10 protein-coding genes and 8 tRNA genes are annotated in these 14,945 nt (G+C 61.1%); 3 read left to right on the plus strand and 15 right to left on the minus strand.

What is annotated here, in order from left to right:
- Nucleotides 1-32: 32 nt before the first annotated feature.
- The 12 genes from GYK42_RS22235 to GYK42_RS22290 all read right to left on the minus strand — a co-directional run bounded on the left by GYK42_RS22235 (nucleotide 33) and on the right by GYK42_RS22290 (nucleotide 6,069).
- Nucleotides 33-608, minus strand: coding sequence for an elongation factor P (locus GYK42_RS22235; RefSeq protein WP_034758247.1), 576 nt, complete (start codon nucleotides 606-608; stop codon nucleotides 33-35).
- 135 nt (nucleotides 609-743) lie between these two features.
- Nucleotides 744-1,913 carry an elongation factor P maturation arginine rhamnosyltransferase EarP gene (gene earP / locus GYK42_RS22240; protein WP_166449250.1) on the minus strand — a complete coding sequence of 390 codons (1,170 nt, stop codon included), beginning with the start codon at nucleotides 1,911-1,913 and terminating at the stop codon, nucleotides 744-746.
- Nucleotides 1,914-2,008: 95 nt separating this feature from the next.
- Nucleotides 2,009-2,084, minus strand: a tRNA-Glu gene (locus GYK42_RS22245).
- A 66-nt stretch (nucleotides 2,085-2,150) separates the two neighbouring features.
- A tRNA-Glu gene (locus GYK42_RS22250) sits at nucleotides 2,151-2,226 on the minus strand.
- A gap of 125 nt (nucleotides 2,227-2,351) precedes the next feature.
- Nucleotides 2,352-2,427: transfer RNA gene (locus tag GYK42_RS22255), tRNA-Glu, on the minus strand.
- 463 nt (nucleotides 2,428-2,890) lie between these two features.
- Nucleotides 2,891-2,966: transfer RNA gene (locus GYK42_RS22260), tRNA-Ala, on the minus strand.
- Nucleotides 2,967-3,013: 47 nt separating this feature from the next.
- Nucleotides 3,014-3,089, minus strand: a tRNA-Glu gene (locus GYK42_RS22265).
- A 51-nt stretch (nucleotides 3,090-3,140) separates the two neighbouring features.
- Nucleotides 3,141-3,216: transfer RNA gene (locus GYK42_RS22270), tRNA-Ala, on the minus strand.
- Between the two features lie 134 nt (nucleotides 3,217-3,350).
- A tRNA-Glu gene (locus GYK42_RS22275) sits at nucleotides 3,351-3,426 on the minus strand.
- Between the two features lie 54 nt (nucleotides 3,427-3,480).
- Nucleotides 3,481-3,556, minus strand: a tRNA-Ala gene (locus tag GYK42_RS22280).
- 124 nt (nucleotides 3,557-3,680) lie between these two features.
- A complete protein-coding gene (gene gltX / locus GYK42_RS22285; protein ID WP_166449251.1) occupies nucleotides 3,681-5,087 on the minus strand; it encodes a glutamate--tRNA ligase in 1,407 nt (468 codons plus the stop codon).
- A 70-nt stretch (nucleotides 5,088-5,157) separates the two neighbouring features.
- Complete coding sequence (locus GYK42_RS22290) at nucleotides 5,158-6,069, minus strand: LysR family transcriptional regulator (RefSeq protein ID WP_046684828.1); 912 nt, start codon at nucleotides 6,067-6,069, stop codon at nucleotides 5,158-5,160.
- Between the two features lie 101 nt (nucleotides 6,070-6,170).
- Here GYK42_RS22290 and lysA point away from each other — a divergent pair, with 101 nt between their 5' ends.
- Nucleotides 6,171-7,415, plus strand: a complete 1,245-nt coding sequence (gene lysA, locus GYK42_RS22295) for a diaminopimelate decarboxylase (RefSeq protein ID WP_166449252.1) — start codon at nucleotides 6,171-6,173, stop codon at nucleotides 7,413-7,415.
- Between the two features lie 62 nt (nucleotides 7,416-7,477).
- Complete coding sequence (locus GYK42_RS22300) at nucleotides 7,478-9,040, plus strand: phospholipase D family protein (RefSeq protein ID WP_166449253.1); 1,563 nt, start codon at nucleotides 7,478-7,480, stop codon at nucleotides 9,038-9,040.
- A 186-nt stretch (nucleotides 9,041-9,226) separates the two neighbouring features.
- Here the strand turns inward: GYK42_RS22300 and GYK42_RS22305 are convergent, their stop codons facing one another.
- The 3 genes from GYK42_RS22305 to apbC form a co-directional block, all read right to left on the minus strand.
- Nucleotides 9,227-10,909, minus strand: coding sequence for an alkaline phosphatase family protein (locus GYK42_RS22305; RefSeq protein WP_240943707.1), 1,683 nt, complete (start codon nucleotides 10,907-10,909; stop codon nucleotides 9,227-9,229).
- Between the two features lie 138 nt (nucleotides 10,910-11,047).
- The gene (locus GYK42_RS22310) at nucleotides 11,048-11,455 is read right to left on the minus strand and encodes a DUF4399 domain-containing protein (protein ID WP_166449254.1); all 408 of its coding nucleotides are present in this window, start codon (nucleotides 11,453-11,455) and stop codon (nucleotides 11,048-11,050) included.
- An 87-nt stretch (nucleotides 11,456-11,542) separates the two neighbouring features.
- Nucleotides 11,543-12,631: an iron-sulfur cluster carrier protein ApbC gene (gene apbC / locus GYK42_RS22315; RefSeq protein WP_034758315.1), complete on the minus strand. Its 1,089-nt coding sequence runs from the start codon at nucleotides 12,629-12,631 to the stop codon at nucleotides 11,543-11,545.
- Nucleotides 12,632-12,778: 147 nt separating this feature from the next.
- Here apbC and metG point away from each other — a divergent pair, with 147 nt between their 5' ends.
- Nucleotides 12,779-14,935: a methionine--tRNA ligase gene (gene metG / locus GYK42_RS22320; protein WP_166449255.1), complete on the plus strand. Its 2,157-nt coding sequence runs from the start codon at nucleotides 12,779-12,781 to the stop codon at nucleotides 14,933-14,935.
- The last annotated feature ends 10 nt before the right edge of the window (nucleotides 14,936-14,945 follow it).

Here is a 14,945-nt window from a genome sequence, read left to right on the forward strand (position 1 = left end):
AGTCCAGGAGAGCGGCGCAGTGCAAGGCTCTATCAGTTGCGTACGACACGCTTGTATTCGTTGGTACGGGTGTCGATTTCAATGACGTCGTCCTGTGCCACGAACAGCGGCACTTGCACGGTGTGGCGGTGCGCGTCGATGGCGTTTTCGATCTTGGCTTCTTTCAGGACGTTGCCCGACGTGTTGCCCTTGACCGCTGGCTCCGAGTACACCACTTGACGGGCGATGGTCGTCGGCAGTTCAACGGAGATCGCTTTGCCGTCGTAGAAAATGGCTTCGCATTCCATGCCATCTTTCAGGTAGTTCAGCGCTTCGCCCAGGTTTTCTTCTTCGATTTCGTACTGGTTGTACTCGGTGTCCATGAAAACGAACAGCGGATCGGCGAAGTACGAATACGTTACTGGCTTTTTATCCAGAACAACGACGTCGAACTTGTCGTCGCCGCGGAACACGTTTTCCATCGGGGTGTTCGTCAGAAGATTTTTCATCTTCCATTTGTAGGTGAAGCCCGTGCGGCTCGAACCGTTGACATCAGAACGCAACACGATCATAGGCTTGCTGTCGACCATGATGATATTGCCAACACGAATTTCTTTTGCGGGTTTCATAGGAATGTACGTAAAAAGTGGGTTGCATGAAGACCATCTGCCGCCTGTGCGCCATCAGCGCCGCAAGCTTGCGTTTGATCGGTTAAAAATACGTTAGAAATAACCGGGCATTTTACCTTAATTTTGGGCAAGCGCCTATCTCGTCGCGCCAGCGAACGCCAGCAAGTTACTTGCCAGATCGCCATTAGCCTGCATCTGCCGCTGCCAATCCTGCGCGCGCGCCCGGATGCGCGGCAAATCGGCCTGCAATGCGGGCCACAGCTGCGCCCACGGCAAGGCGTCCGCGCCGGCACCATTCCAGGCCAGCGCCGCCTGCACCAGGCTGTCGATGACGCCGTCCGCATCCGCCGCATAGCGCTGCAGGAAGGCGCGCAATTTCACGTGATGCAAGTTTTCATCCTGCAGGTAGATATGCCAGAGAAACGGCCGGCCGGCCCATTGCGCGCGCACAAACGAGTCCTCGCCGCGCACCAGGTTCACGTCGCAGGCCCACAGCAGGCGGTCGTAATCGTCCTGCGGCACGAACGGCAGCACGCGCACGGTAAGCGCGCCGCGCGTGCGCGCCGCACCGGGCACCGCCGCATCGCCGCCGATAAACGCCTGAACGGCGTCGAACGCGACGCCTTCCGGCACCATGCACGTCACGGGTTCGCTCCCTGACTCCCAGGCCGCAAACAGCTCGGCGACGGGCGCGGATGGATAGCAGAACAGCGATATTTTCAAGGCGCGCATGTCCGCCGCCGTCACGCCGAATTGCCCGAGGAATGCCGCCATGGCGGGCGCATCGGACTGGAACGCCAGGCGCCGCTCGTCGAGCGCCGCTTCGCGCAGCAAGCCGCCCGTCTTGTTCGTAAAGCCCGGGAAGAAGAAATGCTTGATCATGCCGTGGCGCGGCGACGTCAACGCATGGCAACCCTCGACCCACTCTTCCGCCGTCAAGCCTTCCAGGTTCAGCCACACGGGCTGCGGCGCGCACTGCGCCATGGCGGCGATATAGCCAGGCGGAATGTCGCAGGCAAAGAATTCGATGACGATGTCGGCGATATCGGCCGGCGCAAACACGCCATCCTGGCCGCGCCAGTGGCGTATCGTGACGCCGCATACTTGTTGCGCTTCGGCCGCCACATCGATTTCAGGGCAGATGCGCTGGAAACTGGCCAAATCATCGACCCACAGGGTGACGGCCACGCCGTGCTCGCCGCTCAACTGCCGCGCGAGGCGCCAGCAAATGCCGATATCGCCGTAGTTGTCGACGACTTTGCAGAAGATGGCCAGGGAGGGTGCGCGATCGGTAGCTAATGGCATATTTAATAGGGAAGAGAAAAACGTGACATGGCGGCCCATAACAAAAAAGCCGCGCTGTTACCAGGCGGCTTTTTTGTTGGCTGATTCAGCCGGTCTGGCGTCCCCAAGGGGATTCGAACCCCTGTACTCACCGTGAAAGGGTGATGTCCTAGGCCTCTAGACGATGGGGACAGAAAATCTGTCCTGGATGCGCTGCTTTGCATCCCGACCTGTTACTTGCATTACTACTGGCGAATCTGGCGTCCCCAAGGGGATTCGAACCCCTGTACTCACCGTGAAAGGGTGATGTCCTAGGCCTCTAGACGATGGGGACAGAAATCTGTCCTGAATGCACTACTTTGCATCCTGACCCGGTACTGCAGCAATATGGCAGAAACAAAAAAAGCCTGACTTGTCAGGCCCGTTCAGCACTGCCACTCTTACTTTACAACTAAATCCTGGCGTCCCCAAGGGGATTCGAACCCCTGTACTCACCGTGAAAGGGTGATGTCCTAGGCCTCTAGACGATGGGGACCTGTGCTGGCTTTACTCTCAGCGGACTCTTCGTTGAAGGCTTTGCTTAGCCCCTCAAAAAAGCGTGCGCGAAGTATAGCACGGGGTGATTCACGAAATCAACTGCCGGGGGTTTTATTTTCCATCTTATTTGCAGGGATCTCCCTATGGGGATCGGATATTGATTTAGACGGTGGCATTGTCGGATTACGCTGCGCTAATCCGACCTACGCCCTCCTCATCCGAGGGATATGACGATTAATAAACGGACGTAAAAAAAGCCGCTCAAGGCGACTTTGATTACTGTGTGATTTCTACGCTGTTGGTGGAGGTTTGCGGGAGCCAACCGCTGACCCATTGCATGCCATGCAAGCGCGCTAACAGCTTAGCCATATTCCCCCGAGGCTATGGCGGAAATACTTCGCCAGAATAAAAAAAGCCGCTCGAGGCGACTTTGATTTATTTACTACCTGCTTCTGCGCTGTTGGTGGAGGTAAGCGGGATCGAACCGCTGACCTCTTGCATGCCATGCAAGCGCTCTCCCAGCTGAGCTATACCCCCCGGGCGCAGAAACACTACTACTTCCTTACTACAACACCAGACTAAACTGGCGTCCCCAAGGGGATTCGAACCCCTGTACTCACCGTGAAAGGGTGATGTCCTAGGCCTCTAGACGATGGGGACCTCGGTACTACATTTTTACTTCTACAGTTTGCTGCTCTACCTCTGCGCTGTTGGTGGAGGTAAGCGGGATCGAACCGCTGACCTCTTGCATGCCATGCAAGCGCTCTCCCAGCTGAGCTATACCCCCCGGGCGCAGAAATAATAAAAGCCGCACTTGGCGACTTTGTTCCACTACTTGCTTTCCATCCAGATTCCGCTTTTTACGGCCCTGAACTTACAACAATCAGTACAAACAACTGCCACTACTATACCACAACTACCTGGCGTCCCCAAGGGGATTCGAACCCCTGTACTCACCGTGAAAGGGTGATGTCCTAGGCCTCTAGACGATGGGGACCGCGGAACTTCCAAACAACATCTGCACCACTACAACAAGCAACATCATTGCTGCTGGTGGAGGTAAGCGGGATCGAACCGCTGACCTCTTGCATGCCATGCAAGCGCTCTCCCAGCTGAGCTATACCCCCGTTGGTGCAGAAACAAGAGTATAGCAAAGAAGTTTCACTCTGCAAATACCCTTTTTCGTCTATGAGCAACTTTTCATAGGGGCGGTTTCCGCGCCGTATTTTTACGCGTATTTAAGAGCGGCGGTTACAGCCACTTTGCCAGGCGCGCCAGCACGGTGTCGCGGCCGAAGATCACCACCACCTGGTCGATGGCAGGCGTCTGCAGCTGGCCCGTCAAAATCAGGCGCAAAGGCATGGCCAGCAGCGGCATCTTGATGGTGTTGGCGGCCAGCACTTCCTTGATCATGGCGGCGACGGCTTCCTTGCTCCACTCCACCGTGGCGATGCGCTCGGCGAACTGCGCCAGCACGGGCTTGATGGCGTCCGTAATGTGCTGCTCGACCAGCGCCGCTTCCGGCTGCGGCTCGCGGAAGAACAGCATCGAGGCGGCAGCCAGTTCATTGACCGTGTTGGCCCGCTCTTTCATCATGCCCAGCACTTGCGCTAGGTCCGGCGCGCCTTCGAAAACGGCGCCGGCGGCGACCATTTGCGGACGCGCCAGGTCGGCCAGGCGGGTATTGTCGGCCTGCTTGATATAGTGGTTATTCAGCCAGGCCAGTTTTTCATTGTTGAACTGGGCGGCGGACTTGGACAGGTGGTTCAGATTGAACCACTCGCAGAACTGCTCGGTCGAGAACACTTCATCGTCGCCATGGCTCCAGCCCAGGCGCGCCAGGTAGTTCAGCATCGCTTCCGGCAGGAAGCCCTGCGCCGGGTAATCCATCACGCTGACGGCGCCGTGGCGCTTCGACAGCTTTTCGCCGTCCGCACCCAAAATCATCGGCAGGTGGCCGTACAGCGGCAGCGGTGCGCCGATGGCGCGCAGGATGTTGATCTGGCGCGGGGTGTTGTTGACGTGATCGTCGCCGCGGATTACGTGGGTGATCTGCATGTCCCAGTCATCGACGGCCACGCAAAAGTTATACGTCGGCGTGCCGTCCGGACGCGCGATCACCAGGTCGTCCAGTTCGCGATTCGAGATCGTGATCGTGCCCTTGACCACGTCGTCCCAGCTCACGTCGCCATCGAGCGGATTCTTGAAACGCACGACGGGCTTGCGATCCGCTGGTACGGCAGGCAGGGTCTTGCCTGGTTCCGGGCGCCAGGTGCCGTCGTAGCGCGGCTTTTCGCCAGCGGCGCGCATGCGTTCGCGCATCGCTTCGACTTCTTCCGGCGACGAATAGCAGTGGTATGCCGTGCCTTCGGCCAGCATCTGCGCCACCACTTCGCGGTAGCGGTCCATGCGGGCCATCTGGTAGAACGGGCCCTCGTCGTGGTCCAGGCCCAGCCACTTCATGCCTTCGATGATGGCTTGCACGGCTTCCGGCGTGGAGCGCTCCACGTCCGTGTCTTCGATACGCAGCACGAAGGTGCCGCCGAAGTGACGGGCATACGCCCAGCTGTATAAAGCGGTGCGGGCGCCGCCCAGGTGCAGATAGCCGGTCGGGCTGGGAGCAAAACGGGTACGGACGGGAGTAGCGGTTGTGGTCATCGAAGTAATCTGGCTTGAATAAGTAAAACGCCATTTTACTCTGTTGACCGCCGCCGCTCCACAAGCGCCGTCACAGCTGCAGCAAGCGCCTTTTCACTTCCTCCGCCTGGGCATGCAGCGCCTGCTCGAACAGGGCCACCAGTTGCGACAAGGGCCGGTGCAAAGGCTTGACCAGATTCACGGTGAACGGCAAGGACACGGCAAAGCGGCGGATCTGCAAGCCCTGCCCCGCATAATCGAGGGCCGTGAGCGGATTGACGATGGCCAGGCCCACGCCTTCGCGCACCATGGCGCAGACGGAAGCGGCGCTGTGCGTATCGAGCGCCATGCGCCGCTCCACGCCGGCCTGCGCGAAGATGGCGTCGATCTGCTGGCGATACGGGTCGACGGCGGCCAGGCTGATGAAAGGCTGGCCCGCGAAGTCCGCCGGCGCCAAGGTCATCTTGCCTGCCAATGGATGGCCATCGGGCAGCACGCACACTTCATCGACGGACATCAGGGTGGCGAGCGCGGTGCCCGGCGGCGCATTGCCCACTTCCGTCAGGCCGATATCGTGGCGCTGCGCGGACAGCCACTCCTCCAGCAGCGGCGACTCCTGCGGCGTGATGCTGATGCTCACCTTGGGAAAGTCGGCGACGAAGCGTTTGCACGCCTGCGGCAACAGCGACTGGGAAAACACTGGCAGGCAGGCGATCGACAACTGCCCCTGGTCGAACTGGCGCAAGGCCGCCGCCGTGCTGACGATGCGCTCCAGGCCAAAGTATGCGCGCTGCACTTCCTCGAACAGCTGCAGCGCCTGGGCGGTCGGGCGCAGCCGCCCCCGCTCGCGCTCGAACAGGGTCAGGCCCGTCAAATGCTCGAGGCGCGCCAGCTCGCGGCTGACGGTGGGCTGCGAGGTATGCAGCATGGCGGCGGCCGCCGTCACGCTGCCCGTCGTCATGATGGCGCGAAAGACCTCGATATGGCGCAGGGAGATAGTCATGCCCATATCATAAATGAATAAGGTAGAGCTAAATGGATATTTTATATTCGAAGATCAATCAGCCATCATGCAGTTACTCCTCATTCCACCGAAAGCACACGATGAAGCCCGTCACCGACCAGACCCTCGCCCAACTCGCCCAGGAACACGGCACGCCATTGTGGGTGTATGACGCGGCCACCATCCGCGCGCGCGTCCAGCAGCTGGCGCAGTTCGACACCGTGCGCTTTGCGCAAAAGGCAAATTCCAACATCCATCTGCTCACCTTGATGCGCGAGGAAGGCGTGCACGTGGACGCCGTGTCGCTGGGCGAAATCGAGCGCGCGCTGCAGGCGGGCTTTACGCCGGCGCAAACGCATGGCGCCGCCGGCGTGGTGTTCACCTGCGACCTGTTCGACCGCGCCACCCTCGCGCGCGTGGCGGCAGAAAAAATCGAAGTCAATTGCGGCTCCGTCGACATGCTGCGCCAGCTGGGCCCCGTGTCACCCGGCCACCGCGTCTGGCTGCGCATCAATCCCGGCTATGGCCATGGCCACAGCAACAAGACCAACACGGGCGGCGAAAACAGCAAGCACGGTATCTGGCACGAAGAACTGCCGGAGGCGCTGGCCGTCATCCGCGCCCATGGCCTGCACCTGGTGGGCCTGCACATGCATATCGGCTCGGGCGTCGACTACAGCCACCTGGAAACCGTCTGCGGCACCATGGTCGACCTGGTCAAGAACATGGGACACGACATCGAAGCCATTTCCACGGGCGGCGGCTTGTCCGTGCCTTACCGCGAAGGCGAGCAGCCGGTCGACACGAACCACTACTTCCAGCTGTGGGATGCGGCGCGCAAGCAGATCGAGGCGCACCTGGGCCATCCCGTGCACCTGGAAATCGAACCGGGCCGCTTCCTCGTGGCCGACGCGGGCCTGCTGGTGGCCGAAGTGCGCGCCACCAAGCAAATGGGCGGCAACCATTTCACCCTGCTCGACACGGGCTTCAATGAACTGATGCGCCCCGCCATGTACGGCAGCTACCATGAAATGTCGGTGATCGCGCATGATGGCCGTGCCCTGGACGCCAGCCCCGCACGCGCCACCGTGGTTGGCGGCCCCCTGTGCGAATCGGGCGACGTCTTCACCCAGCGCGATGGCGGCGTGGTGGAAACCCGTTCACTGCCAGCAGCGCAGGTGGGCGACTACGTGGTCTTCGAAGGCGCGGGCGCGTATGGCGCGTCGATGTCGTCGAACTACAACAGCCGCCCCCATGCGGCCGAATACCTGGTCGATGGAGACCAGTCCCGCTTGATCCGCCGCCGCCAGACGGTGGCCGAGCTGATCGCACTGGAACAACTCTAAAACCGCCCCGCGTGCGGGCATGCGCATCTGCTAACATCGGGGCAACTCGATGAAAGCCCGCCATGCCCGTTCCCGCACTACCCTCACGCAGCGCCAGCCGGCTGCTGCCGCTGCTGCTGTCCGCCGTCCTCGCCGGCTGCGCTTCACTGCCCTCGCTGGAAAGCCGCATCCCCTCAAATGTCATCGCCGATACGGCACATACCCAACTGGCCACGGCCATTGCGCCCATGGTGGCGCAGCATCCGGGCGTGTCCGGCATCTATCCGCTGGTCGACGGGCGCGACGCGTTTGCCGCGCGCGCCCTGCTGGCCGCCGCTGCCCAGCGCAGCCTGGACGTGCAGTACTACATCTGGCACAAGGACATCACGGGCACCCTGCTGTTCGACGCCTTGCGCCAGGCGGCAGAACGGGGCGTGCGCGTGCGCCTGCTGCTCGACGATAACAACACGGCGGGCCTGGACCAGACCCTGGCCATGCTGGGCAATCAGCAGAATCTGGAAATCCGCCTGTTCAATCCCTTTATTCCCCGCGCGCCGCGCGCGCTGGCCTTTGCCACGGATTTTTCCCGTCTCAACCGGCGCATGCACAACAAATCGTTCACGGCCGATAACCAGGCCACCATCGTTGGCGGGCGCAATGTGGGGGACGAATATTTTGGCGCGGCCGGCGACGTGCTGTTCGCCGACCTGGACGTGCTGGCCATCGGCCCCGTCGTCGGCGATGTCTCGCACGATTTCGACCGCTACTGGAACAGCGCCTCGGCCTACCCGGCCAGGCTGCTGCTGACCAGCCCTGTCGAAGGCGACGCGGCCACCATCTCCGCCGAAGCGGACCGCATCGACGACAGCAAGGCGGCCGAGGCATACGTGCAGGCGCTGCGCACCTCGCCCTTCGTCAAGCAGATGATGGAACGCACCCTGCCCTTCGAATGGGCCAGGACGCGCATGGTCAGCGACGACCCGGCCAAGGTGCTGGACAAGGCCAGGCCGGGCACGGGCGTGGCGGAAAACCTGCAAAACCTGCTCGGCGTGCCGGAAAAGGAAGTGGACCTGGTGTCGCCGTATTTCGTGCCCGGCAAATCGGGCACGCAAGCGTTTGCCGACCTGGCGAAAAAGGGCGTGGGCGTGCGCATCCTGACGAATGCGCTGGAAGCGACCGACGTGGCGGCCGTGCATGCCGGTTATGCGAAGTGGCGCAAGCCCTTGCTGGAAGCGGGCGTGCTGCTGTATGAATCGCGACGCTCGTGGGGAGCAGGCGACGCGCGCGAACAGACTGGCCGCTTCGGCAGCTCCGCATCGAGCCTGCATGCGAAGACCTTTGCCGTCGACGACCAGCGCATCTTTGTCGGCTCGTTCAACTTCGACCCGCGCTCGATCGAGTTGAATACGGAAATGGGCCTCGTCATCGACAGCCCCGCGCTGGCCAGCCAGCTGGGCCTAGCCATGCTCACCACCATCCCGCAGCGCGCCTACCAGGTACTGCTTGGCGACGACGGCGCGCTGTACTGGCTCGCCCGCGACGCAAGCGGCGCCACCACGCGCTACGACACGGAACCGGGCACCAGCGTGTGGAAGCGCATGGGGGTGGCGATTCTGTCGGTCCTGCCTATCGACTGGTTGTTGTAAGCGGTTTTGCCAACGTTGTTGTCGGATTACGGGGCTTGCCCCGCTAATCCGACCTACGCTCGTCGCAAGGCCAACGCCGGTCGTGTTGGTGGCGACGCCGACACGCAAACCGCGTAGGTCGGGTTAGTCATCGTAGATCGGCTTAGCGCACAGCGCGCAAGCCGACAACACCACAGGCCAAAATCGTTAGCGCACCGCTTCCGTCAAAATCCGCCCTTCCGACGCCGACGGCTGGCGTATGCGCAGCAGGTGGGCGAGCGTCGGGGCGATGTCGACCACTTCCGCGTACTGGCCATAGGCGCCCGGCTTGATCCAGCGGGGGCCGAAGACCATCAGCGGCACGTTGGTGTCATAGGTGTACGGCGTGCCGTGCGACGTGCCGCCGCTGCCCTTGCCGAAGTACCAGGCCGGTTTTGTAACGACCATCAGGTCGCCCGACAGTTGGCGGTTCCAGGCGCGGCGCATCAGGGTGTCCATGCGCGTGGCGACGGCTCCCGTTTCCATCTGCGTGCGCGTGTAGACTTGCGCCAGGCCGTCCTGCTGCATCAGAAAGCGGGCCGCCGCGTCTTCCAGGGCGGCACGATGAACGCCGCTCTTTTCCGCCAGCGCGTAATCAAGGTAGATATTCGGCAGCGAAGACGCCGTCACCAGCTTGTCGATGCCCAGGTTTGTCGCCAGGTGCTGGTTCAAGGCATCGACCAGTTTGGCGCCATCGATGCGTTTGGCGGAGAAACCGCGCGTTTCGGCAAATTCCGGCACATTGGCAAAGCCATGGTCGGCCGTCAGCACCACCAGCACGTTGTCCATGCCGACTTTTTTATCGAGGTCAAGAAAGAAGCCGGCCAGCATGCGGTCCAGGCGCTGCAGGTGGTCGTGCGACATTTTGCTCTCCGGGCCGTAGGCATGGTTCACATAGTCGTGCGCGGACAGGCTCACGCCGAGGATATCGGGCACGCCGGCCGGATTGCGGCCCAGGTTTTCGCCGTCGATGGCGGCGCGGGCGAATTCCAGGGTCAGCTCGTCGAGGAAGGGACCGGACTTCAAACGGCTGTAGTACTCGCCATCGAGCTTGCCGCTGTCGCTGTAATAGGCGAACGGGAAGGTGTTGCGCGTGCCCGGCTTGGCCGCCACAAGATCATCACGGGCGTCGCGCGCATAGGCCGAATCGGCCAGCAGCGGCGTCCAGCTCTTGCCGTAATAGCGGTCCTGCGGCTTGGCCGCCTGGTAGCGCCGCACCCATTGCGGGTGCTGCTGCATATAGTAGGTGCTGCTGGCGAAGTTGCCCGTCTTTTCCATGTACATATACGCCGTGCCCGTTTTCCCGGCCAGCAGGATAGCGCCGCGGTCCTTGCCCGACACGGTGACGACCTTGGCCTTGTCGCCCGTCGAATAGCGCAACTCATCGCCCAGTGTGCTCACGCGCAGCCTGGTCGGCGCCGTGCCGTCGTCGGGTTGCGTGTCTTCGCCGATGTAGTGGAAATTGCCATCCTCGGTGCAGTACACGGATTTCTTTGTGACGGGATCGATCCAGTTATTGCCGATCACGCCATGCTGGTAAGGGTAGGCGCCCGACAGCACGGCCGAGTGACCGATGGCGGTAACCGTGATGCCATGCGCCTGGTGCGCATCACTGAACCACGCGCCCTGCTCCAGCAGGCGGCGGAAACCACCCTGGCCGAACTGGTCGCGGTAGCGCGTCACCTGCTCTTGCGGCAAACCGTCCACTACCAGCACGACGACCAGCTTCGGCTGCGCCGCAGAGGCAACGGCAGGAACCACCTTGGCCGCATGCGCCTGGCACGCCGCCACGCCAGCGACCAGCAGCAGCGCCTGCGCCAGTTGCCGGGAAAGGGAGAAATGTTTCGTCATATCCGCTCATCAAAAGTTAGGCCACCGGGCAGCATACGCCGACTATATGACGCACTGATGACAGAAGCAATCACAAGAAAAAGGCCAGGCTCCATCGCTGGAACCCGGCCTGATGCAAAACAGAAGACTATGCCTGGCTTACTTGACCATCACCTTGATGCTCTTGCTCAACTCCGGCCCATACGACTGGTGCGCGCCATTGGCAAACTGCATGGTCAGGGTGTACTGGCCCGGCGGCAAGGTGACGTCCGTTTCCGTTTGTCCTTTGCCGAAGTGCAAATGCTTGTCATCCATGGGTATCATCTCGCCCGCCTTCATCGGCCCTGTATTGATAAGCAGATGGTGGTGGCCCGTCTTCGCCGTCATGTCGCCGGCCGGCTTGACGTCCATGCCGCTGACGGCAAACTTGACCTTGAAAGGACTGGTCACTGTCGCGCCATCCACGGGCTCGACGAAGGAAACGGATTGCGCAAACGCGCTGGCGGCCAGCAGGCTGCCGGCAATCACTGCTGCGGCCTGGCGCAGAAATACGGTGTTCAATTGCATGATGTCTCCTCTTGTTTAATAACAACACGGACTGCATGAAACCATATTCCTGCTGACAATGGCGCATGGGAGCGCCAAGCCTAACAATCAGTCGTTCTTGATGACGATAGACGGGAACTTGCTCGTCATGTCCTTCGCCTTTTCCGCCACCTTGATCGCGATGGTGCGGGCGATCTGCTTGTAGATCACGGCGACGGGGCCTTCCGGCTCGGCCACGACGGTGGGCGTGCCCGAATCCGTCTGCTGGCGGATCGCCATGGTGAGCGGCAAGGCGCCGAGGAATTCCACGCCGAAGTCGGCGCACATTTTCGCACCGCCGCCGGCGCCGAAGATTTCTTCCGCATGGCCGCAGTTCGAGCAGATGTGCGTGCTCATGTTTTCCACCACGCCCAGGATAGGAATGCCGACTTTCTCGAACATTTTCAAGCCCTTGCGCGCGTCCAGCAGCGCGATGTCCTGCGGCGTCGTGACGATGACGGCGCCCGTGACGGGGACTTTTTGCGACAGGGTCAGCTGGATGTCGCCCGTGCCTGGCGGCATGTCGACGATCAAATAATCGAGGTCGCGCCAGTTGGTCTGGTCGAGCAATTGCTGCAAGGCTTGCGTGACCATCGGGCCGCGCCACACCATCGGCTCGTCCGGATCGATCATGAAGCCGATCGACGACACTTGCAGGCCGTGGTTTTCCATCGGCTCCATGCTCTTGCCGTCCAGCGTCTTCGGCTGGCCGCTGATGCCCAGCATCATCGGCTGCGACGGGCCGTAGATATCGGCGTCGAGCATGCCGACGGTGGCGCCTTCGGCCGCCAGGGCCAGGGCCAGGTTGACGGCCGTGGTCGATTTGCCAACACCGCCCTTGCCGGAAGCGACGGCAATGATGTTTTTCACGTTGCTCATTGGCTTCAAGCCGCGCTGCACCGTGTGCGAAATGATTTTCGACGACACGCCCACGCTGACGTTGCCCACGCCCGGCAGCACGCGCAAGGCGGCCAGCACGGATTTGCGGATCAGGTCGATCTGGCTCTTGGCGGGGTAGCCCAGCTCGATGTCGAGGGAAATATCATCACCGTCGACCTTCAGATTCTTGACGGTTTTACTGGAAACGAAATCTTTATGTGTATTGGGATCAATAACCTGGGCCAGTGCGGCCTTGACGTCTTCTACTGTGATGCTCATGACTATCTCCGTATGCAATACGCGCAGTCTAGCGCAAAATCGCCATGCGCGATGGAGGCAAAAGCATCACTTGCCGGCGCTGCATCTGCTCATATTGCGTTTCCGCTGTTAAAATGTCCTATTATCCATCCCAAAAGTGCATCAATCATGACTCGCAAGCTGTTCGTCACCACTGCCCTGCCTTACGCAAACGCCGCTTTTCACATTGGCCACATCATGGAATACATCCAGGCCGATATCTGGGTCCGGTTCCAGCGAATGCAACGCGATGGCGCAGCCGGCCGTGAAGTGCACTTTGTGGGCGCCGACGATACGCATGGCACGCCCATCATGATCGCCGCCGAAAAGGAAGGCATCACGCCGCAGCAATTCGTCGCCAACATCGCCGCCGGCCGCGCCCAGTACCTCGATGGCTTCCATATCGCCTTCGACAACTGGTATTCGACCGACTCGCCTGAAAACGTCGACCTGTCGCAATCGATCTACCGCAAGTTGCGCGATACGGGCCTGATCGTCACGAAAACCGTCGACCGCTTCTTCGACCCGGTCAAGGGCATGTTCCTGGCCGACCGCAACATCAAGGGCGAATGCCCGAAATGCGGCGCCAAGAACCAGTACGGCGACAATTGCGAAGTGTGCGGCGCCGCCTACCAGCCGACCGACCTGGTCAACCCGTTCTCCGTGTTTACCAACGCGACGCCCGTGATGAAGCCGTCGGAACAGTATTTCTTCAAGCTGTCCGACCCGCGCTGCTTCGAATTCCTCAAGGATTGGCTCAACACCCCAGGCCGCTTGCAGCCTGAAATGGTCAACAAGGTCAGCGAATGGCTGGGCGAAGCGGGTGAAAAGCTGGCCGACTGGGATATCTCGCGCGATGCGCCCTACTTCGGCATCCCGATTCCCGATGCGCCAGGTAAATTCTTCTATGTGTGGATGGATGCGCCCGTCGGTTACCTGGCCAGCCTGAAAAACTATTGCGACAAGAAAGGCATCGATTTCGACGCCTTCCTGAATGACCCGTCGACGGAACAGATCCACTTCATCGGCAAGGACATCGTTTCCTTCCACTTGCTGTTCTGGCCCGCCATGCTGAAGTTCGCCAATCACCCGGTGATCGACAAACTGAAAGTCAATGTGCACGGCTTCCTGACGGTCAACAACGAGAAAATGTCTAAGTCGCGCGGCACGGGCATTTCGCCGCTGCGCTACCTGGACCTGGGCATGAACCCGGAATGGCTGCGCTACTACATCGCCTTCAAGCTGAACTCGAAAGTGGAAGACCTGGACTTCAACGGCGAAGATTTTGTCGCCCGCGTGAACAGCGACCTGATCGGCAAGTACGTGAACATCGCCAGCCGCTGCGCAGGCTTCATCGCCAAGCGTTTCGACGGCAAGCTGGCGTCGACGCTGTCCGAAGGCGCGCAAAGCTGGATCAACCGCGCGCTGACGGTGGACGTCAACGGCGTCATCGTCGAGCGCCAGGCCAGCATCGCCGCGCACTTTGAAAACCGCGAATTCGGCAAGGCCTTGCGCGAGATCATGGAAATCGCCGACATCACCAACCAGTATGTCGATGAAAACAAGCCATGGATCCTGGCCAAGGACGTCGAAAAGACGGCCGAACTGCACGACGTGTGCACTACGGCCCTGATCCTGTTCCGCCAGCTGACGATCCTGCTGTCGCCGGTCCTGCCGGGCGTAGCGAAGAACGTGGCATCGTTCCTCAACGACGCCGAGTTTACTTGGGCCGACACGCAGGTGTTTGGCGACGCCGTCTCGAACAGCATGCTGGGCCGTACCATCGGCGCCTACAGCCACTTGATGACGCGCATGGATGCAAAGATGATCGAAGCGCTGTTCGACGCGCCGCAAGCGGCCGCCGCCATTGCCGCGCCAGCCGGCGAGGCCGCGAATGACGCCGCAGCTCCAGTGGCGACCGCTGCCGCCATCGAAGAACTGGCGCCCGAGATCAAGATCGACGACTTCCTCAAGGTCGACCTGCGCATCGCGAAAATCGTCAACTGCGAACTGGTCGACGGCTCGGACAAGCTGCTGCGCCTGACCCTCGATGCCGGCGAAGGCCGCCTGCGCAATGTATTCTCGGGCATCCGCTCGGCGTACCAGCCGGAAGAACTGGTCGGCAAGCTGACGGTGCTGGTGGCCAACCTGGCGCCGCGCAAGATGAAGTTCGGCATTTCCGAAGGCATGGTCATGGCCGCCTCGGCCGCCGACGAGAAGGCCAATCCGGGTATCTACATCCTGAACCCATGGCCGGGCGCCGAACCTGGCATGCGCATCCGCTAAGCACGCACAA

The sequence above is a fragment of the Janthinobacterium lividum genome, assembly GCF_011601275.1.
Taxonomy (GTDB): Bacteria; Pseudomonadota; Gammaproteobacteria; order Burkholderiales; family Burkholderiaceae_D; genus Janthinobacterium; species Janthinobacterium lividum_E.